The following is a 17,632-nucleotide window of genomic DNA, read 5'->3' on the forward strand; positions in this document are numbered from 1 at the left end:
GTATTATATTCTAGTAAGGTAGCGTAAAATGTCCGACAGGCGCCGTATCCAGCGACAGGTTTGCAATCTATCGGCAAGAATATTCGTTCCCAAAACAAGTGATATAATATTGTGCGAGGTTACGGATATAACTAGCTACGGCTGCTTTATAAAAACTGCAGAACATGAGTTAGTCCCTCCAAATTTTGATCTTTCCATTGGTATGAGCACCTTGCCGCGCGCATGCCGCATTGCCCGTCGCGAAGCTAATGGCTTTGGCGTTGAATTCCTCGACCCGGTTCGCCAGGAAATTGAAGCAATCCTGATTGAGCATGCCTTCAAAGAAGAACTAGTTTTCGAGGCGCTCAATCTCGCATCAGAGGGTATTGTGAGCGCTACTGAGGTGCGTCTTCATAAGGCAGTGAGTGCGATGATGGACTTGATCGAGCGTCGCAATGCCACGATTTGGCAACACAATACCACAAACGAAACTCCGATCGGGAATGCAAGGTCTTCTGCTACCCCGATACCGGTGCGATACAGCCATACGCCGCTCAAGGATCTTTTAAAGTCCGCTTAGTGTCGGGTTCTTTGATGTTAATACATAAAGCTAACAAGTAGATCGTATCTATTTAGCGCCAAGTACAAAGCTGCAACAAGGCCTAATTGCCTCGTTGCAGCTTTGATCGTGAACTACAGGCTGATTTGGTGGGAGCACGAACCGAACGTGATTCATGGCGGATCGAAACCGGGCAGCGACGAGAGCCGATGCTGTGGACCGGTTAAGGGTCTGCTACAGCACGCCCCTCTCGACGCTTGCGCGCCGGGGGCGGTCGCGAACGTCGTTAGGCAGCCCAGCACAGAGAGCACGCGATGACAGGCCGGCACGGGCCAGTTCCCTGCGCCATGCCCGTGAAGCCTCGGGCCGGGTGGTCGCGTGAAGGTCGGTCATGCGGGGAACAGTAACCGCTACGCCGGCCTATGGCCCGTTCATTGTCTAGATGAGGTGGGGGCCCTGCCTATGGGGACAAAGGCAGGGCCGCCGCAGCGGATCGAGGAGATCGGCCGGCTGCTAATGCAGCGTCAATGACACCTTCGAGGCCACGACCTAACCCGAGCCTTTGAGACGAACTCGCAGCCGTCCGAAAGGACGCAGGGCCGGGCGAGGCCGGACTGCGTGCCACGGGGGCGTGGCGGCGCGGCGAGGTGCTTCGGGATGCAGAAGCCATCACGGAAGACATAGGTTTCGCAGAGCATGGGTCGGGGTTCCGCATTGGCGGGAATCGTGGTGGGCCAAAACATCAGGCAGTTCGCCACTACCCGAACGCGAGATTGGGGAGCTTCAACGAAAACGGGCGGCCCCCTGAAAGAGCCGCCCGTGTTCCTGCTGAGAGGGTGTGGGGTCCAGGCCACACCCCGCAGCAGAGCCTATCTATCGGCCGCAGAACGCCCGACGGGTCAAGCCTGATGAACAAGGGACACCTGCCGGCCTTGATCATCTCAGGGCGGTTCTGGCGCACGATTAATCGAGGAGGCCAGCTCCCATAAAAGCTGCGCTCACGTAGAACATCTGCACAAGTTGAACGGTTTTAGGGACGCATGCGTTTAAGGCGTCGAAGCGTCTCAGCTTCGAAGCGAGACGCCGTATGCCGACGGTAGAAGTCATGAGCCCGGAATTCGATGGCTCGATCGAGCCGGATCAGGCTACGCCGCTCGAACGCCTACGTGAACGCTTAGCGACCTGGGCAGCGTTTGCGCTGATGTTGGCCTTTTTCATCGTCACCATCGCCTTGTGGGGCTATGCGGCGTGGTGGGTCTTGATGAGGTTGGTCGGCCTATTCGCCTAACTTGGCATACTCAGGCGCAACGTGACACCAGATTGCAAACTCAACAATACCAGCGATCCACAAAGCGCCGAGCAGGATCATCGCATCGAAAGATATAGACATTGCTGGACTCCCCCCCCTTCGGTTATTGTTGAAGACGATCTGACAGGGGAACTACGTAGGTGGCAACGAAAATCGTTGTTGCGCTGCATCGTGGTGGCGCTGTAGGCGCTTCATCGCTTGGAAAAGACCATCGGCCGAGATCGTGGCGATGCTCGCAATCACTCCGACAGCGATGTGCGTGCTCCGGCACCCACATCCGCAACATGATCAAGCGGGGGGACCTGGCCGGGTTTCAGTACCGCGGGAAGCTGCTCCGCATCTCGGCCGCGGTCGTTGCCCCTTACGAGAACGCCGACCTGGGCAAGGCGCACGAAGGAGGTAGTCCTGCCTGGAGGAGCAAGCAGGACCGCTACAGCAGATCGGGGGGATCAGCCGGCCACTGACGCAGCATCAATGACAATGCGTCGAACAGGTTGCTGAAGGATGAGCGACGACACGACGGCTCTGGTCCTGGCGCTCGCGACCGTGAACGCGCAGCTGCCCGTGGAGCGCGACGCCTCGACGAAGCAGCGCGCGATCTGGAATGAGGCGGACCGGAGCCCGTACTGTTAACTTGGTTCGGCTCGCCACCCATCCGGCCTCAGTTAAGAGGCGAGGACAGAGCCACGATAAGCACTAGGCGCTCAACCATCACCATCGTCGGCTAATACGCATTTCGTTCTGAGATGACGGCGCTAAAAGCAACGATCCTATAGGCCGCGCACTAACGAAAAAGGCGCGCTGGGTAAGAGCGCGCCGAGGTTCGTCAGGTTCCGATGCTCCCCAGGTCAGGAGCCGCATCGAGGTAGCATGTAGCCTGGCCTGTGGCACGAACAAACCCAAGACCCGCCGTGCGCTTGGGCATGTGGACCGCGGGGGAAGCGGTCCTGCTCGGGGGCAAGCAAGACCGCTACAGCGGATCAAGCAGACCTGCTGGCTGCAGATGCAGCGCTGACCACATTGCAGCATCCAGGTTGCCGAAGGATGAGCGGTCACATCGCCGGCTCTACCGCTGCCGCCGTTCCTCGTCTGCCACCGCCTCCACAGCCGCGATTGCGTTCTCAAGCTCCGCGATCCGCTTCAGGGTGCTGTCGGCCGGCATCGTGTCGTACTGAGAGGCGTCCATGATGAGGTCGCGCTGCCGGGTCTTGAGGCGGTCCAGGAGGGCTTCGAGCTTGTCCATCGACGCGCTGTAGCGAGGCGTGGTCACCTCGACAACATCGAGCCGGTGACCTTGGGGGTTGAGAACGTGACGCGTCGGTTGAGGCAGTTCAACCCGCCGCTGGATCGCGGCGGGCTTCTATCGATCCTTAGACGGCCGCGCGGCCAGGCCGGCCGAGGCCAATGTTCTTCGCAAGGGCGGAGCGGGCCGCTGAGTACGAAAGCGACACCATCGGGTAGTCTGCCGGGAGGCCGAACTTCGCTCGGTAGGAATGCGGGTTGAGACCGTGTTTGCTGAGGTGACGCTTCAGGGTCTTGTATCGCTTGCCATCAACGAAGCTGATTAGCGCGTCCGATGTGATCGACTTTTTGATTTGGGCGGAGGTTGGCTTCTCAACCATCTCAGCCGAAGCGCCATCGCTCTCAGCTGCCGTTCCGCCGTAGAGACCTACTAGAGCCGTATGCACGCTCCCGATCAGCTTCGGAAGCTCAGAAGCCGGGATGGAGTTGTTCGCGACGTAGGCCGCAACGATTTCGCTGGCCAGCGCGAGCGTTTCGGGGGTCTGCGCTTGGTTTTCTTCTATCACTTAGGTTGTCCTGTGTTAGCCCCTCTCGCGTGAGATCATCCAATCTCCGCACAAAATCAAGGCAGGACTCAAAGACGATTGTACGATCCTACTTTAGGCTCCGCGCATGCTTGAGAGATCGGATTTGGTGAGGAGGTGAACCGGAGGGTCTCATCAAGGCGGCACCGGCCGCTCGAACGGTCCGGGGCTTCTCTACCCCATCGAGCCTCATGTCGAAGCACAGCAGCGGCTTTCTATCCGCCTGGCAGCATTCGATAGTGTGTTTTGCAAGAACGTCCCTTGACCATCTGCCTCGTCTGGTGGAGCGATAGATCCTCTTGATGAAAGGGATCGCTGTGGACGAACAAGTCGAAGCTCAATCCACTAACTTTATCGAACTCGCTGCCGACCTTGTCGGAGCTTACGTGTCGAACAACAACGTGCCGGTAGCCGAGCTGCCGAAGGTGATCGCCAGCGTGCACGCGGCCTTGGCGGCTCTTGCCAACGAGGCGCCCGCCGAGCCTGCTGGTCTCGAGAAGCCGACGCCGGCACAGGTGAAGAAGTCGATCACACCGGCTGCGCTCATCAGCTTCATTGATGGTAAGCCCTACAAGACCCTCAAACGCCACCTGACCAAGAGCGGCCTGACGATCGAGGGCTACCGGGCGCGCTATGGCCTGCCGTCGGACTACCCGTCGACCTCTGCCGACTACTCCGCTCAGCGTTCCGCGCTGGCGCGCTCGCTCGGCCTGGGCCAAGTGCGCAAGGCGCCTCCTGAGGCCGCCGAAGCCGACGAGACGACCTCCGAGGCACCCAAGACCCGCGGTCGGCCGCGCAAGGCCGCAGAGGGGTCCGAGGAAGCCCCCAAGGCGGCTCCGAAGGCCCACGGCCGCAAGAAGGCCGAGAAGGTCGCCGAGACGGCTTGAAGCCGCTCGACGCCCCGATCCGGCACACCGCGGCACCCGTCGCGGTGACGTGCCCCTAACCAAGTGCCGGCATCCTGCATGTAGGCCATGTACTGCGTATCGGCCTCGCTGGTGAGATCCGGGGTTCCCCCGCCGCGTGAGCAGATCGCGGCGGGGCCGAACCGTTTTTGGGGATGATGTGACACCGCCAGGATCGCTGCCTGTGCTCGTCGTGGACGATGTGCCCTTGATCCGCGCCGTGGTTCGCTCCACGCTCGAACAGGTCGGGCTGACCGACGTGCACGAGGCTGCCGACGGCGGTGCCGCGCTCGCGATGATGAACCAGCGGCGCTACGGCCTCGTCATCGCAGATTGGAACATGCTTCCGATGACCGGCTACGAGCTGTTGCGCCGGGAGCGTGATGATCCGCAGCTTCGCGAAATGCCGTTCGTCATCATGACGACGAAGGAGCAGGCCCACTGCTTCATCGCCGCGCGTCGGGCCGGGGTAAACGCCTGCCTCGTCAAGCCGTTCATGCCCGCGGCTCTGCGCGAGACGATCCAGCAGGTTTGGTCCGTCCATCAGACGCCTGCCGTACCGGTCCACGAAGCCGTGAACGTGCTGCTATAGCCGATCTTCCCCCGCCAGCCCGTGATCGGATCGGGCGGCAGGGACGAGCTATCAGTGCGTGGTCAGGCAACCCTACTCCGCTGCTGTCCAAATGAACCCCGTTCGCCGCGGATGTCGGCTGCCTGCGTTCAAGCGAGCTAGGGTTCGTCGCGTGGCGGAGATCGCGTCGGCGAGATCGTTTGAAAGCTCGCCGCGGTGTGCTGACGCTTCGAGCCGACGAATGGTGGCCATGTCCGACGAGCTGACCCGACCGGGTTGAGCCTGGATCGAACGCATCAGCGTACGGGCCAGCTCTTGTGTCAGCTCAAGTGCTTTACCACGCTCGTTCATGTTGTCGTTCATAACCAATCTCTGATAAACAGCGCATGTTCTATATAAATATTGTCGTATTTCAGAGTAGAAATATAGGTAAATGTCGCTCTAGCTCCTTGGATTGCACATCACTATCCAATTAACCTTTACGATCGTTCAAAATAGCAAAATCGGATCGATTTTGAAATTCCAGCCAGCCTGTCGAACCACCCTGCTTCGTGTAATTTCTCGATTGGGTCGTAACTAAGTATTGATCCGTCTACCGCTGCGTGTCATTAGACGGTTAGTTCAAGGGCGGGCGTATCTTTGCCGCTCAGGATCGATGCCATGCAGCCCCTGGGATTGTCCGACCCGCACGAGCGCGGGCCGGTGACTGATCGTCGTGCCGTAGCTATCGCCAATGCACTTTGGTTTCGCGCTTTAGCGCAGCGCGCTCTCCGCGATGGTGCCCCAAAGGCTGAACTGCGCGCGGCCAATGCCCGAGCGGCGGCCCGCATCGTGCTGCGTCAAGCAAGGCGAGAGGCTTTAGTCCGTCGGCTCATGTTCGACGCCGTAGCGGTCGGGGTATAGCCACGCGACGGATATTTTACCCATTCCACCGGAGCTTCGCACCAGATCGAGCAGCAGAGTCCCTCAGAGAGTTTGAAGCTCTGTGACCGGCTGCTCGTCACCGCCGGCAAGACGCGGCATGAAGGCGACCACATTCCGGTCCGACTGCCTGGCATAAGGTGTGACTGCTGGTACAAGCATCTCGGCAGCCATTTTTCGCCGGCCGATCGATTGGCCGATCGAGCTTTTCACATGGGCGGAGTAGCCTCGCCGCGACAGCCATTTCAAATGTGTGGGGTTGCTCATTGTTTCGTCCCTGTTTTGCTCGTCGGCGGGGTGAGTAACGCACTCACAGCAGGAACGGACCGGAACTTTATTGTCTGAGCGTCCCAAACTTTTGTCTCTCCGTCCTATCGCTCAGAACATAGGTGAACGGCTTCGACATTAAGTGCCGGCCAGATGCGGCGTAGACCTCAAAGGTCCAGGCCGCTGGCACTTCGCCCGCGGGCGATTATCGTGAGCGGCCGCTCACGATCCTTCTCTGAAGTTTAGAAGGGCCGCTTGCGAGCAACCTAACCTAGCTTTGAGATCTATACTGGCCTAAAGGATTATATCTGCTTTGGAAAATTCGATCCACAAAATTTGGTCGTGCCTCATACACCTATAATTACCGGTGATTATTTAACCATCGACCTGATTTAGCTTCCAACCCTGACCCAGTACGCGGTGCATACGCATACAAAAATACCCAATTCGAAGTCTTGCTAATTTACAAACTGACATACCTTGCAGACAGAGCGAGCCCCGATCTCCAAGCGTCTGAACCAGGGAGTATAGATTGACCGAGGGCCCCCGCGTCAAAACGCTGAGGCAAAGCACGGCCGAGGTCGAGTCCAAGCGAGCATTCGAGTTCTGGCGCGACACGGCGCTAGCAATGTCCGGCGTCTCCAGCGCCGGGGCCGACGAACGGCGATCGTTCGCAGCCAGTCGTCTCGTCGCCGTCACGGCTCACAGCACCTTGCTGCATACCGAGGGCCCGCGGGTAGATGTCGAGCGCTCGGCGCGCCATGTCCGCCAAGACGGGCGCGACACCATCACAATCGCCTTGGTCCTGCGCGGTACCCAGTACTTCGAACAAGGGACCCGCGGCGGGCGGATGGCTCCCGGCGACATAAGCGTCACCGACTCCGGACGCCCGTTCCTGATCGGGGCCTACGAGGATTACGAGGAGATTCGGCTTAGCGTCGCACGCACGGCCTTCAGGACCCATGTCGGCGAGCCAGAAGCCTACGCCGGGCGCCTGATCGGCCATGGCCCACTCAATACGCTGTTCGCGACCTACCTGCGGTCCTACGCGGCCTTGGTGCCGGGCATGACGGAGGCCGAGGCCGGCATCGCGGTCGAGGGCACCCTCCACCTGTTCCGGGGTTTGATGGGCGCTCCCCCGGGCGACGTTACAGCGGACGCGCTGCGGTCACTGGCAGCGGTGCACATCGAACGCAGCCTGCACGATCCGGGGTTCGGTCCCGACGCCCTGTACCGAGCGCTGTGCGTCTCTCGCAGCCGTCTCTACGCCGCCTTCGCCGACGGCGAGGGTGTGGCGGCGGCGATCCGCGACGCGCGCCTCGACCGGGCGCATCGCGAGTTGTCGGCGCCTGCACATGCAAGCGACAGCATCGCGACCATCATGTACCGGTGCGGCTTCACCGACGCGTCGGTCTTCAGCAGCGCCTTCCGTCGGCGCTTCGGAACCGCGCCGCGCGATCTCCGAACCTTTAACACCTGAGGGCGGACGCTTTACCGGAACTGGGGCGGCGACCAACCGCGTCCCAGGCCAAGCCAGGACGCCGCGTCGTCGGGGAGCAGCGGCAACACGTCGCGAGAATGGACGAAGGCTTCTTGAAGGATTGCGATGGGCGCAAAGCCGAAGGTCCGCTTCCGGGCATAAGGCCAATTCCCGCTTCCCACCCCTCTCGGACCTTAGGTCCGCATCGGCTGTCGTCAGGTAAACGACCGTTTTCCAGCCATTCTGACAGGCGGTCCGATTTTCCGCCCCTAGCCGGGTCAAACCTGTCGGGAAAACCTGTCGGCAAATCTACAGTCGGAGAATGGGTATTTCGGTTCCCGACAGTCGGTGCCGGCGATAGGTCTTTAAGTTCAGCCCTCCAGAGCGCCCTCACGAGCGGAGGCTGACAGCCTGTACGTTCGGGGTCGGACGCGGTAGCCGAAGCCGCCCACAGGAAACGGAGAAGGCTCAGTGTTCAGCCATATCACGATCGGCAGCAACGACATGGCCCGGACGAAGGCGTTCTACGACGCCTTGTTCGCCGCGACGGGTGGGCCTTCCGGCATCACGGATGCGAATGGCCGGCTGATTTATGATCACCGAGGTGGTCGCCTCCTCATCACCAAGCCTGTTGACGGTAAGGCTGCGTCCGGAGCGAACGGCGGCACCATCGGCTTCACCATGGAAAGCGCGGAAGAGGCCAAGGCTTGGCACGAGGCCGGCGTCGCGAACGGCGGCACCTCGGTCGAAGATCCGCCGGGTGAGCGCACGGGTTCCGCTGGAAAGATGTACCTCGCATACCTGCGCGATCCGGACGGCAACAAGCTCTGCGCCCTTCATCGCATCGAGAACTGAAGCACCAACTCTTCTTCGCCGCGTTGCACGGGCGCGGCGGAGAGTACCCGAACGGTATCGGCGCGCCTCAGGTGCCCGTGAAGGGTTTGAATAGCGAGCTAAGCCCCTCGTTGAGCGCAGGCGTTGAGAGGCTGACGGGCGCGCCCGACGGGTTGCCGAGCATGAAGGCTGCGAGCTGCGGATTGTCCGCGTACCGCAGCGCATCGATGTCCGAGAACCCCTTCGCTCGCAGCGCGGCGATCAGCGCAGCTTTGTTGCCACCCGCGGCGGCGCCCGCTTGCTGAAACCCGGACGAGAAGTTCTGCAGGGGAGCATTCTCCGGCTATGTCATCAACGACCGGCCTATGCCGCCCAAAGCCTGAATGCCGATTGAGCCGAGCGTGCTTCCGCCACCCATCAGGCCGCCGTCGAAGGTCGGAAAGTTCTCGAAGCTCGCTCCGCCGGTCGGGTCGTCGATGCCAAGGTCAGCCATCTCAAGCCTCCTGCCCGGATACGAGGGAGCCACGCTCCGTCTTGATCGCGATGAGCGCTCCGGCGCGGGCGATCCGCTCTGACATCGCCTCACGGATCAGCGCGCCGGGCTTGACGCCCTCAGCGCGAGCCGCGGCCCGGATCTGATTACTGAACCCCGGCGGCACGCGAGCCGAAAGCACATCCGTAAGAATGCTGCGGCCCGGACCTGGACGCTCGACAACTGACACTTTCGCCTCCGCAGGATGAGGGCTAAAAGTGTACGTCTACTTTTCTATAATTGCATCAGACAGAAAGACAGCAATTCAAAGATCAACTAGCCTTGATCTAGCTGACGTCTCTCCGGTTGATAGCTCTCTTCTTGGTCTTAACGATCGGAGATTTTGTCGCACCCTTCACTTCTTCGGATTTGGGGGTATCCATCTCGATCACGCGGACATCGGTCGCGAAAAGACCTTTTGCGGGGTCCTGCCCGAAAGAAGAAGGCAGCGCCATAGCCGCTTCCTTGTCCTCGGTATTGAGAAGCACGATCTGCGCGAGCATCGCTTCACGTCTTTTCCAGCGCTCAACGGCCTCTTGGTCTGAGTGATGAATGACATCGGCATCCGACACAGGCTCTAAGCCAACCGGCTTCGCCATGAGGCCGCCGCCCCAACCCGACAGGCGCACGTTCAAGATATTGTTGATGCCAGCCTTCAACGCCTCCCGAACGAGAGGCTCTTTGTCTGGAGAGTGATCGCCCCCGAGCGAAGTAATCACCGTTACAACTTCTCGAATAATTCGAGCGGTCTTCTCGTCTCCAAGACGACGGGTCTCACGAAGGGTCTGTTTTCTTTCGCGCTCTGGCTCTCGGAACGACTGCTTCAGTCGGTCTTCGACTTCTTGCGCAAGCGATACACCGTTGAAGCCGGCCGCCTCCTCTAGAGACTTCCGAACTCCAATGGTGGTGCGAGCCATTAGAGGGACACGCTTGCCCTCCGCGTCCGGTGTCGCGCGCTTTGGCATGGTAGCTGCCGTCTCTCCAGTTGCGGAGCGATACGCCTATCATTCGGTGTGTTGACAGACAAGCCCCGTCTCCCCCATAAGGGTTCGAGCGAAAGATAGACGCATCGCTCGGAGGCGTTGGGATGAACGAGGCTCTACGAAAGGCGCTCGCGGAAGGGCGGGGAGTAGACGTGCCGGACCTAGCGGTCGCTCTCGGTATGTCGAAGCATCTGCTCTACCGCGCCATCAAAGCAGGCGAGGTCCGCGCATCGCGTGTCGGGCAACGAGTGACGATCCCCCCGCACGTAGCGCGGGAGCTTCTGTGCCTGCCAGCCGACGCCTTGGCTCCGATCGCCGCCTAACCCGCCATCCCGGCGGGCACGTCCCGCTGGATTACCGCACCGAGCCATCCGGCTGGCGCTCCATCAGCAGGAACACCCCGAAAATGAGAAAACCCGCGCATCGCGGGGCGACGGCGGGTCTCTCGAATGCTTTCCGGCAAGTCAGCATCGAGAGATTTAACGCAGAACCCCGTTCCTTCCAAGCCCAAATCATCGCCGACCGCTTTCGACTGAGCCCGGCCACAGCCCGCGCGGTAGCGGAACTGGCTTATCCCGCCGTCGATACTTGGCGGGGGCGCAACGCATGACCCAGCGCGCAGCCCTTCGCCCCTACTCCGTTCCGGCCGACCCGGTGCCGGTGCTCAACGCCATCAGCGACGCGGTAGCGACGTGCGAAGCGTACAGCCGGACCGCGGGCGAGTTCGCAGCCCTCGGCGACGTGAAGGGCCTCGTCTACGCGGTCCGTTGCGCCAGCGCGGCGATCCTCTCGGCAGCCGACCTTGCCGGCGAGCTGCGCCCCTCCCGACAGAATGGGGGGCAGCAGGCATGACCATTCAGCTATCCCCCCAGCAGCGCCGCACTATGCAGCGGCTCGCCAACGAGGCCGACAAGGCAATCGAGGGCGACCGCTGGTTTTTCGCTAGGCATTCGAGCCGGGAATACCGCGTCCGCTTGATCAGCAAGGCCGAGCAAAGGCAAACCGAACTCATTGAGGGCGGGACCTTCAACCTGACGGCCGCCACTCCGGCCGCCTTCATCGCCCTCAAACAGGTCGCCCCCGGCGTTCGCCTCAAGGTCGTCGTCTTCGGCCCCGCTGAGGCGATCGGGGAGGAGCTTGGCGAAGCCGACGCGCGAGACGTGTTCGAGGGGTATGCGGACAAACACCCGCAGATCCGCGCGCAGGAACGGATGATGCGGCTGGCTATGGCCCGGCCAGACAGCCCCTACCGCGATGGGGGTAAGCCATGACCCGCACCTGTCCGAGCTGCTCCGCGTGGCGCTCGTGGGGGTCGCAGCGCGTCTCTCGCGGGGGTGGCCCTGTCACCGACGAGCCGGTGGGCCAGTGCCGCGCCCGCCCGCCGACGATCGACCCCGAGAACTTCAGCGGCACGAACGCCGCGTGGCCGGTCGTAGCGGCCGACGATTGGTGCGCCAAGCACCGCCCCCAGCATAGCCCCGTCGCGCGCCTCAGCGCGGCGCCTTCGCGCTCCGGCAATGGAGGCTCCCAAGCATGACGGCGACCACGGCAGAACGCTACGTCCCGACCAAAGCGGCGCAGCACGCGGTCGAAGGCCACGAGACTGAGATCTTGGGAGCCCTCGGCATCCCGTGGCGGGAGAGCCAGCGCGGCCACATCACCTGCCCGTTCCCCGGCCACGGGGGCACGGACGATTGGCGTTGGGACGCCAGCAAGCGCAAGGGCTACTGCACCTGCAAAAAGGGCTTTTCGATTTTTGATGCCGTAACCGAGATGGACGGCTGCGATATCGAGGGCGCCAAACTCCGCTGTGTCGAAATCATCGGCCGCGACGACCTGATCCGCACCAAGAGCGGAGAGGACGGGGCCTTCCAAAAGACCGACGCCGCGAGCCTGCTGAGCGCTCCGGCTGCCCGCCGCGACGACACGCTGCCCGGCGCTTATCTGGCGCACCGGCTTGGGGTCGAGGCCGCCGCCGTGCTGATGCCGACCACGCCCGTCGTCGGCTTCCAGGCGCTCGCGTACTTCGACCCGCCGAAGGGCAAAGGCACTGGAAAGCCCGTGAAGGCTGGCGAGTGGCCGTGCGCCGTGTTCGGCACCGTAGACGCAGAGAAACGCCAGCACGCCCACCGGATCTATCTCGCCCCCGGCGGCAACGGGAAGGCTGACCTCGGAACGGACGCCTCCGGCTACACCCGCGACCCGAAGAAGTCCGCCAAGCGCGTCGGCGAGGAAAGCACTGCCGGCCGCTCCGTCATTTGGGGCGACCCTTCCCGTTCTCCCTGGTGCATCGTCGCCGAGGGCATCGAGACCGCGGCTGCCGTCGCCTATGCCTTCCGCGTGGAGATTGAGGCCGGCGAGGTCACGGTGGCCTCGGCTATCAATGCCAACGGCATCGAAGCGTTCACGCCCTGGCCCGCCACGAAGCGCGTCACCATCGCCGCGGACCGCGACGAGGCCGCCAAGATCACTCGGCCAAACCCGACCCGGCGCGGGGAGCGTGCCGCTCGAGTTTTCGGCATCCGCAACCGAACGCGCGTCACCACCACCATTGCGATTGCCGGCACGCCCGGCACGTCCGCTGACTGGCTCGACATCCATGCGGAGCACGGCGCCGAGGCGGTCCGAGCGGGTATCCTTGCGGCGGTTGCCTACACCCCGACCCCGGAGGAAATCAAGGAGGAGCGCGAGCGAACGGAGGGTGTCGCGTCGCTGCGCCAGGTCGAGCGCGATTATCCGCTGCCGACGCTCGACAGCTTCAAGCTGGCCTACCAGCGCACCGAGGCCGGGCGCATCAAGGTCCACCAGTTCGTGAAGGTGGGCGACGAGATCGTGCCTCAGCCGATCGCGACACCGTTCGGTGTGGTGGCCCGGCTTCGCCACGCTGACGACGGGGACACTTACGGCCTGCGCCTCGTGGTCGAGGACATGGGCGGCAAGCGTCGTGAGATTGACGTGGATCGCGCCGCCTTCGCTCGGCAGGGCGCCGCCGACACCCGCGCCATGCTGTTCGAGGCCGGGATGCGGTCCGAGAATGACGGCGAGCTGATCGCCGTAAAGGCGCTGAAGGCGGCCGATCCCGAAGCCGAGATCGTCGTGTTCCGACGCCCCGGCTGGCACGAACTCGCAGGCGTCGAGGATCGCTTTTTCGTCTGCCCGTCCGGCAGGGTGATTGGCGCACCGGCTGACAGCCTGCCCGAGCTTTCCGTGAACGCCAGAATTCGCCCGGCAATCTCCACGGGCGGAACCCTGGAAGGCTGGAAGACTGCCGTCGGCGCGGCTGCCAGCGTCCCCCGGTGCGAGCACTGGATCATTGGCACGATCGCCGGGTTTGCGGCGCCGCTGCTCTCGCTCGTCGGCCTCGATACGTGCGGGGTCAACCTGTCCGGCATCACGTCAGGCGGCAAGACGACGGCGCAGCGCCTTGCGGTCTCTGTGTGGTGCCGGGCCGCCTTGGATCAGCGCGACAGCCTGTTGCAGAGCGCCAGGGCGACCGCGAACGGCGTCGAGATGATGGCCGCACGCTCAAACGGCAGCGTCCTCGCAATGGACGAGCTTGGGCACGTCAACGGGAAGGAGCTGGGCAAGATCATCTACTCGCTGGCTTCCGGTGTCGGCAAAGCCCGGATGACGGCAGACGCGCAGCTCAGGGCATCGCACACTTGGTCCACCTTCATCATCCTGTCGGCCGAGAAGTCGCTTGAGGAGAAGGTCCGCGGCGATGGCGGCGAGTGGTACGGCGGTATGGCCGCCCGCATCCCCGATATCGACATCTCGGGTGTAGACCGCGCCGTTGACCACGCCGTAATGGCGAAGATCCAGGCGGTAGACCGCAACTTCGGACACGCCGGACCCGCCTTCGTGGAGGCTATGATCGAGGCTGGCATTCACCAGCAGGCGCAGACGATCCGGGCCGGGATCAACACCGCCGCGAGCAAGATCGCAGGCGAGGGCGCAGATGGCGCCATGGTGCGCGCCGCCAGCCCGTTCGCAATCCTGCTGACCGCTGGACGGATGGCGCGGCAGTTCGGGTTGCTGCCAGCAGGGATGGATATTGACGGCGCGATCCGGTGGGCATGGGAGCGCTTCCAGAAATCGACGGATGCTGTCGCCCTGGACCCTGAGACACAGGCTGTCACCAACCTGCGGGCTTGGGTCGCTGAGCGGTGGGGCTCGGATATCCAAGCAACCGACCCCGAGGAAGGCACGCGGGCGACAAACCGCAACGCCCTCGGCTGGTACGACGACAGAGCGGTCTACATCCCCGCGCACCGGATCGTAGAGGCGGCCGGAGGGACGCTCAAAGAAGCCGAGATCGGCCGCGCTCTCCACGCGCAGGGCCTTATCGCCAAGGCCAAAGATCACGACTGCTTTTTCGTTGCCTACGTCCCGAGGGTCGGAAGGGTCAAAGCCTACGCCCTTCGGCGGGACGAGTTCAGGATGTCGGCCCAGCATGAGGTCGCATTCGCGGTGCATTCTGGGGGGCGGGCATGATGGATCTCGCCGCCTTTTTCGCCGAAACCGCAGCCTCAATCGAGGCGAGCAGCACCCCAGAATTTCCCGCGTTTCCCGTTTCCCGGCCCCCATCCGGGAACGATCAAGATATTGAAGATAAACAGATTTCCCGCCTTTCCCGCGTTTCCCGCCAGGGAAAAGGGGGGAATGGGTTTTTTGAAAATAGCGAGCCCCAGGCGGGCGCGGGCGTGCGGGCGAGCGCGCGCACACGAGGCCCCGTTGTTAGCGAGCGGGAAATGCGGGAAATGCGGGAAAAGCCCGCAGGATCAGATAGTTACATTTCCCGCTCCCCTTCTATAAAACGGGAAATAGAGAGAGAAACGGGAAATCCGGGCCGCCTGCCGGCCGCCCTTCCCTCCTCGGACACTGACGAGGCCGACGAGCGCGCTGCCATCATGGAGTACGACGGCGGCTTGTCTCGCGCTGAGGCGGAGGCACAGGCACGCTCTCAGGCCGCCCCTTCTCTGAACGCGAGCGCCGTCGCGGGATGGCGGGCGGGTCTCGCGTCCCTGTCAGCCTCTCGTATCCCCTGCCCCGGCTACACGCTGGAAGGCTGGGCTTCGGTTCACGCTCGCGCCCTCGCCTTCCTCGACACCTTCGGGGATCAGGCTGAAGCCTTGGGCTGGACGACGCCCCGCCTGTTCAACGTCCACCCGGAAGCCGGCACCATCCGCGTTGATGCCTGCGGCGGCCTCGTCCTGCCGATCGGAGGCCCGGTCCGCGCCATCACCGCGGCTACGATCTCCTTCGGGCACCTGACCCACCGCGAGATGCCCGGTCGGCCGCAGGGCATTCCGATCTGGGATTTTGGTCGATGATCCCGACCCACGACCGTCTTCTCGCCGCCGTCCGCGCCATCGAAGCCCGCGCGGTTCGCTACGCCGCCGAGATGACTGCCGGGGGATCTCAGACCCTTGCCATCGCTGCCGCGCTCGCCCGTCGAACCTGAGAGGAACCGCTATGCCCGCCCCGAGACGCACCGCCGCCCTCAAGACCTTCGCCCCGCCCTCTGCCAGCCCGCTCGCCCGCGCCGAGGCGTCGTTGCTGGCCTTGCTCACGGCCATCGAGCCGCACGAGCCCGACGCGCCTGCCGCCAAGGCGTACCGCGCGACGATCCGCAGCCGCGGGTTCGAGATCGCCGCAGCCGGCGGAAACGAGGCCCTGGATTACCTGCTCGCCCGCATTCGAGCCGCAGATCCCAGCCGTGCCGACGTGCGCGAGGCGATCCTAGACCTTGCTTGGGCTGGGCTGTCGGCGTGGCGCTCATGAACGCTCGGGAGCAAGCCGCCTTCGCCGCCGGCATCCAGGCCGCACGCCAAGCTGCCATGACAGCCGCCGTAACCATCGAGACGCGCGACGACGCCCGCGAGGTCCGCCAGCAGGCCGCAGCCGCCGCGCTCCACGGTCTCGCTGCCGGGCTCAAGGTCGCGTTCCTCGATCCGCCAGCCCCTACCAGCGGAGACGCGCCATGAAGATCACCGCCCGTTTCGGCTCTGCGCTACTCGCCTGCGCTACCCCTGCCCGATCTGCCCCGCCCAAGCCACAACACCCGATCCTCAACGACGTGCCGACCATCGAAATGGCGCTGGCAACTTTGGTCAGGCGGAGCAAACAAGAAGCCATCCGTGGAGGCTGCACACCTGAGCGGGACATGGCGGCCCAGCAGTTCGTGCGAGAGCACGGTGCCCTCGCCGCCCTGATTGCCGACCCGGTCAACGAGGCCATCCATTTCGCGGCGTCGATCCTGATGAGTCACCTGAAATCGGTCGTTCCGCAGGATCAGCAGCCAGCCAGCGCCGGCCGCCTGTCCGCTCTGAGCGGCCCAGAGAAGCGATACGCCGCCGACACTCGGCCCCGGCATTGAGGGAGCACGCCATGCACGCCCTCGCCAGCGCCGACATCGTTCCGCAGCGGACCATATACGACTGCCTGCCGGCCGCGCTCGCTACCACCTTAGGCTGGTCTTACGAGAAGGCACGAACCATCACGGGGACGCATACGACCGAGGGCGGGACGTTCCTGATGCCCCTGGCCTCGGCGTTGCTGCCCGAGAGGATTGCCGGCACCTACGTCATGTCGCGCACGCATCCGCAGCTCCCGCCGGCCGCCATGACTTCGGCATGGGGCAACATGCTGGCATCCCCCGCCGAGATCCGTCGCCAGATCCAGGGCCACCGCGCCATCGTCATCGTGCCGGGTCGCGGCCCCCGTGATGAGGTCGGCCCCGAATTCGGCCACGCCATCGCGTGGGACGGGCAGCGGGCCATCAACTGCGGTTCTACGGGCGCGAACCCAGAGCCGCCCCGAGAGGTCTCGCTTGACGACGTGCCGCCTTGGGAAGCGCTGATCCTCACGAGCATCGCAGACGCCCCGCCTGCCCCCGTGACGGTACCGCCGGATGCCATCGCCAGCGACGCCAGCCTGGCCGCCATCTTCGACCGGTACGAGCGCGTCTTCCTCGGCTTCTCCGGCGGCAAGGACAGCATCGCCCTGGCCCATATGCTGGAGCCCTGGCGCGACCGCGTCACGCTGCTGTGGGTCAACACCGGCTACATGGCCGCGCACATGGTCGAGTTCGTTCGCAGCTTCGGCGATCGGTTTGACCTGGTGGAGATCGCGTCGCCAAGCCTGCCCCAGGTTTGGGAGGCGAGCGGCATCCCAGCGGACGTAGCCCCCTTCCGCAACGTTCTCGGGCAGGACAGCCCGCGGCTGCAGCCCTGGCTGAGCTGTTGCCTCACCGTCCGGCAGATGCCGGTCAACGACTTCCTCCGGCGGCAAGGCCCCTGCTGCTACATCAACGGCCAACGGGCTGACGAGGCGGGCGGGGCGACGCTGTCGGGCCTGCGGTCGAACCTGCCGCCATCGGTCGAGGTCGCCTTACCCCTCACAGACTGGTCCGCAGCCGACGTGTTCGCCTACGTCGCTCAGCATGACCTGAAGCTGCCTCCACA

22 protein-coding genes are annotated in these 17,632 nt (G+C 63.4%); 16 read left to right on the top strand and 6 right to left on the bottom strand.

Annotation, left to right across the window (positions count from 1 at the left end; all coding sequences use genetic code 11):
- Positions 1 to 28: 28 nt before the first annotated feature.
- The 3 genes from FV226_RS23285 (at position 29) to FV226_RS29010 (ending at position 2,480) form a co-directional block, all read left to right on the top strand.
- Positions 29 to 559 carry a PilZ domain-containing protein gene (locus FV226_RS23285; RefSeq protein WP_147764775.1) on the top strand — a complete coding sequence of 177 codons (531 nt, stop codon included), beginning with the start codon at positions 29 to 31 and terminating at the stop codon, positions 557 to 559.
- Between the two features lie 1,084 nt (positions 560 to 1,643).
- The gene (locus tag FV226_RS23290; protein WP_147764776.1) at positions 1,644 to 1,826 is read left to right on the top strand and encodes a hypothetical protein; all 183 of its coding nucleotides are present in this window, start codon (positions 1,644 to 1,646) and stop codon (positions 1,824 to 1,826) included.
- Positions 1,827 to 2,351: 525 nt separating this feature from the next.
- Entirely contained in the window at positions 2,352 to 2,480 is a 129-nt protein-coding gene (locus FV226_RS29010; RefSeq protein ID WP_281406051.1) for a hypothetical protein, read from the top strand.
- A 433-nt stretch (positions 2,481 to 2,913) separates the two neighbouring features.
- Here FV226_RS29010 and FV226_RS23295 read toward each other — a convergent pair whose 3' ends face one another.
- Together FV226_RS23295 and FV226_RS23300 are read right to left on the bottom strand one after the other, a co-directional pair.
- Complete coding sequence (locus FV226_RS23295; protein ID WP_147764777.1) at positions 2,914 to 3,117, bottom strand: hypothetical protein; 204 nt, start codon at positions 3,115 to 3,117, stop codon at positions 2,914 to 2,916.
- Between the two features lie 100 nt (positions 3,118 to 3,217).
- Entirely contained in the window at positions 3,218 to 3,655 is a 438-nt protein-coding gene (locus FV226_RS23300; RefSeq protein WP_147764778.1) for a MucR family transcriptional regulator, read from the bottom strand.
- A gap of 320 nt (positions 3,656 to 3,975) precedes the next feature.
- Here FV226_RS23300 and FV226_RS23305 point away from each other — a divergent pair, with 320 nt between their 5' ends.
- A complete protein-coding gene (locus tag FV226_RS23305; RefSeq protein ID WP_147764779.1) occupies positions 3,976 to 4,560 on the top strand; it encodes a MucR family transcriptional regulator in 585 nt (194 codons plus the stop codon).
- Between the two features lie 202 nt (positions 4,561 to 4,762).
- Positions 4,763 to 5,170, top strand: a complete 408-nt coding sequence (locus FV226_RS23310) for a response regulator (protein WP_246691709.1) — start codon at positions 4,763 to 4,765, stop codon at positions 5,168 to 5,170.
- A 72-nt stretch (positions 5,171 to 5,242) separates the two neighbouring features.
- Here FV226_RS23310 and FV226_RS23315 read toward each other — a convergent pair whose 3' ends face one another.
- Both FV226_RS23315 and FV226_RS23325 read right to left on the bottom strand, forming a co-directional pair.
- On the bottom strand, positions 5,243 to 5,512 hold the full coding sequence (locus FV226_RS23315; RefSeq protein WP_147764781.1) for a hypothetical protein: 270 nt from the start codon (positions 5,510 to 5,512) through the stop codon (positions 5,243 to 5,245).
- Between the two features lie 603 nt (positions 5,513 to 6,115).
- Complete coding sequence (locus FV226_RS23325) at positions 6,116 to 6,337, bottom strand: hypothetical protein (protein WP_147764783.1); 222 nt, start codon at positions 6,335 to 6,337, stop codon at positions 6,116 to 6,118.
- 532 nt (positions 6,338 to 6,869) lie between these two features.
- Here FV226_RS23325 and FV226_RS23330 point away from each other — a divergent pair.
- Both FV226_RS23330 and FV226_RS23335 read left to right on the top strand, forming a co-directional pair.
- The gene (locus FV226_RS23330) at positions 6,870 to 7,817 is read left to right on the top strand and encodes a helix-turn-helix domain-containing protein (RefSeq protein ID WP_246691710.1); all 948 of its coding nucleotides are present in this window, start codon (positions 6,870 to 6,872) and stop codon (positions 7,815 to 7,817) included.
- Positions 7,818 to 8,288: 471 nt separating this feature from the next.
- The gene (locus FV226_RS23335) at positions 8,289 to 8,672 is read left to right on the top strand and encodes a VOC family protein (RefSeq protein ID WP_147764784.1); all 384 of its coding nucleotides are present in this window, start codon (positions 8,289 to 8,291) and stop codon (positions 8,670 to 8,672) included.
- Positions 8,673 to 8,994: 322 nt separating this feature from the next.
- Here FV226_RS23335 and FV226_RS28155 read toward each other — a convergent pair whose 3' ends face one another.
- Both FV226_RS28155 and FV226_RS23340 read right to left on the bottom strand, forming a co-directional pair.
- Positions 8,995 to 9,144: a hypothetical protein gene (locus FV226_RS28155; protein ID WP_187278832.1), complete on the bottom strand. Its 150-nt coding sequence runs from the start codon at positions 9,142 to 9,144 to the stop codon at positions 8,995 to 8,997.
- Between the two features lie 326 nt (positions 9,145 to 9,470).
- Complete coding sequence (locus FV226_RS23340) at positions 9,471 to 10,100, bottom strand: hypothetical protein (protein ID WP_147764785.1); 630 nt, start codon at positions 10,098 to 10,100, stop codon at positions 9,471 to 9,473.
- 672 nt (positions 10,101 to 10,772) lie between these two features.
- On the opposite strand from FV226_RS23340, the gene FV226_RS23350 reads away from it, so the two are divergent.
- The 9 genes from FV226_RS23350 to FV226_RS23385 form a co-directional block, all read left to right on the top strand.
- Entirely contained in the window at positions 10,773 to 11,018 is a 246-nt protein-coding gene (locus FV226_RS23350) for a hypothetical protein (protein WP_246691711.1), read from the top strand.
- Complete coding sequence (locus FV226_RS23355) at positions 11,015 to 11,437, top strand: hypothetical protein (protein WP_147764787.1); 423 nt, start codon at positions 11,015 to 11,017, stop codon at positions 11,435 to 11,437. The genes FV226_RS23350 and FV226_RS23355 overlap by 4 nt, the downstream gene beginning before the upstream one ends.
- Before the next feature lie 262 nt (positions 11,438 to 11,699).
- Positions 11,700 to 14,660 (top strand): DUF927 domain-containing protein, encoded by a 2,961-nt coding sequence (locus FV226_RS23360; RefSeq protein ID WP_147764788.1) that lies wholly within the window; start codon positions 11,700 to 11,702, stop codon positions 14,658 to 14,660.
- The gene (locus FV226_RS28775; RefSeq protein ID WP_246691712.1) at positions 14,657 to 15,499 is read left to right on the top strand and encodes a hypothetical protein; all 843 of its coding nucleotides are present in this window, start codon (positions 14,657 to 14,659) and stop codon (positions 15,497 to 15,499) included. The genes FV226_RS23360 and FV226_RS28775 overlap by 4 nt, the downstream gene beginning before the upstream one ends.
- Entirely contained in the window at positions 15,496 to 15,630 is a 135-nt protein-coding gene (locus FV226_RS29015; RefSeq protein WP_281406052.1) for a hypothetical protein, read from the top strand. Before FV226_RS28775 ends, FV226_RS29015 begins: the two co-directional genes overlap by 4 nt.
- 11 nt (positions 15,631 to 15,641) lie before the next feature.
- Positions 15,642 to 15,950: a hypothetical protein gene (locus FV226_RS23370; protein ID WP_147764789.1), complete on the top strand. Its 309-nt coding sequence runs from the start codon at positions 15,642 to 15,644 to the stop codon at positions 15,948 to 15,950.
- Entirely contained in the window at positions 15,947 to 16,153 is a 207-nt protein-coding gene (locus FV226_RS23375; protein ID WP_147764790.1) for a hypothetical protein, read from the top strand. The genes FV226_RS23370 and FV226_RS23375 overlap by 4 nt, the downstream gene beginning before the upstream one ends.
- Positions 16,150 to 16,545: a hypothetical protein gene (locus tag FV226_RS23380; protein ID WP_147764791.1), complete on the top strand. Its 396-nt coding sequence runs from the start codon at positions 16,150 to 16,152 to the stop codon at positions 16,543 to 16,545. Before FV226_RS23375 ends, FV226_RS23380 begins: the two co-directional genes overlap by 4 nt.
- Positions 16,546 to 16,556: 11 nt before the next feature.
- On the top strand, positions 16,557 to 17,632 hold a 1,076-nt coding region (locus FV226_RS23385), incomplete at its 3' end, for a phosphoadenosine phosphosulfate reductase family protein (RefSeq protein WP_147764792.1).

Origin of the sequence: Methylobacterium sp. WL12 (assembly GCF_008039475.1) — a bacterium.
GTDB classification, from domain to species: Bacteria; Pseudomonadota; Alphaproteobacteria; order Rhizobiales; family Beijerinckiaceae; genus Methylobacterium; species Methylobacterium cerastii.

Excerpts from the sequence above, each read along its gene's own strand:
- FV226_RS23285 (WP_147764775.1), top strand. The coding sequence starts at position 29 with ATGTCCGACAGGCGCCGTATCCAGCGACAGGTTTGCAATCTATCGGCA.
- FV226_RS23290 (WP_147764776.1), top strand. The coding sequence starts at position 1,644 with ATGAGCCCGGAATTCGATGGCTCGATCGAGCCGGATCAGGCTACGCCG.
- FV226_RS29010 (WP_281406051.1), top strand. The coding sequence starts at position 2,352 with ATGAGCGACGACACGACGGCTCTGGTCCTGGCGCTCGCGACCGTGAAC.
- FV226_RS23305 (WP_147764779.1), top strand. The coding sequence starts at position 3,976 with ATGAAAGGGATCGCTGTGGACGAACAAGTCGAAGCTCAATCCACTAAC.
- FV226_RS23315 (WP_147764781.1), bottom strand. The coding sequence starts at position 5,512 with ATGAACGACAACATGAACGAGCGTGGTAAAGCACTTGAGCTGACACAA.
- FV226_RS23325 (WP_147764783.1), bottom strand. The coding sequence starts at position 6,337 with ATGAGCAACCCCACACATTTGAAATGGCTGTCGCGGCGAGGCTACTCC.
- FV226_RS28155 (WP_187278832.1), bottom strand. The coding sequence starts at position 9,144 with ATGGCTGACCTTGGCATCGACGACCCGACCGGCGGAGCGAGCTTCGAG.
- FV226_RS23340 (WP_147764785.1), bottom strand. The coding sequence starts at position 10,100 with ATGGCTCGCACCACCATTGGAGTTCGGAAGTCTCTAGAGGAGGCGGCC.
- FV226_RS23350 (WP_246691711.1), top strand. The coding sequence starts at position 10,773 with ATGACCCAGCGCGCAGCCCTTCGCCCCTACTCCGTTCCGGCCGACCCG.
- FV226_RS23355 (WP_147764787.1), top strand. The coding sequence starts at position 11,015 with ATGACCATTCAGCTATCCCCCCAGCAGCGCCGCACTATGCAGCGGCTC.
- FV226_RS23360 (WP_147764788.1), top strand. The coding sequence starts at position 11,700 with ATGACGGCGACCACGGCAGAACGCTACGTCCCGACCAAAGCGGCGCAG.
- FV226_RS28775 (WP_246691712.1), top strand. The coding sequence starts at position 14,657 with ATGATGGATCTCGCCGCCTTTTTCGCCGAAACCGCAGCCTCAATCGAG.
- FV226_RS29015 (WP_281406052.1), top strand. The coding sequence starts at position 15,496 with ATGATCCCGACCCACGACCGTCTTCTCGCCGCCGTCCGCGCCATCGAA.
- FV226_RS23370 (WP_147764789.1), top strand. The coding sequence starts at position 15,642 with ATGCCCGCCCCGAGACGCACCGCCGCCCTCAAGACCTTCGCCCCGCCC.
- FV226_RS23375 (WP_147764790.1), top strand. The coding sequence starts at position 15,947 with ATGAACGCTCGGGAGCAAGCCGCCTTCGCCGCCGGCATCCAGGCCGCA.
- FV226_RS23380 (WP_147764791.1), top strand. The coding sequence starts at position 16,150 with ATGAAGATCACCGCCCGTTTCGGCTCTGCGCTACTCGCCTGCGCTACC.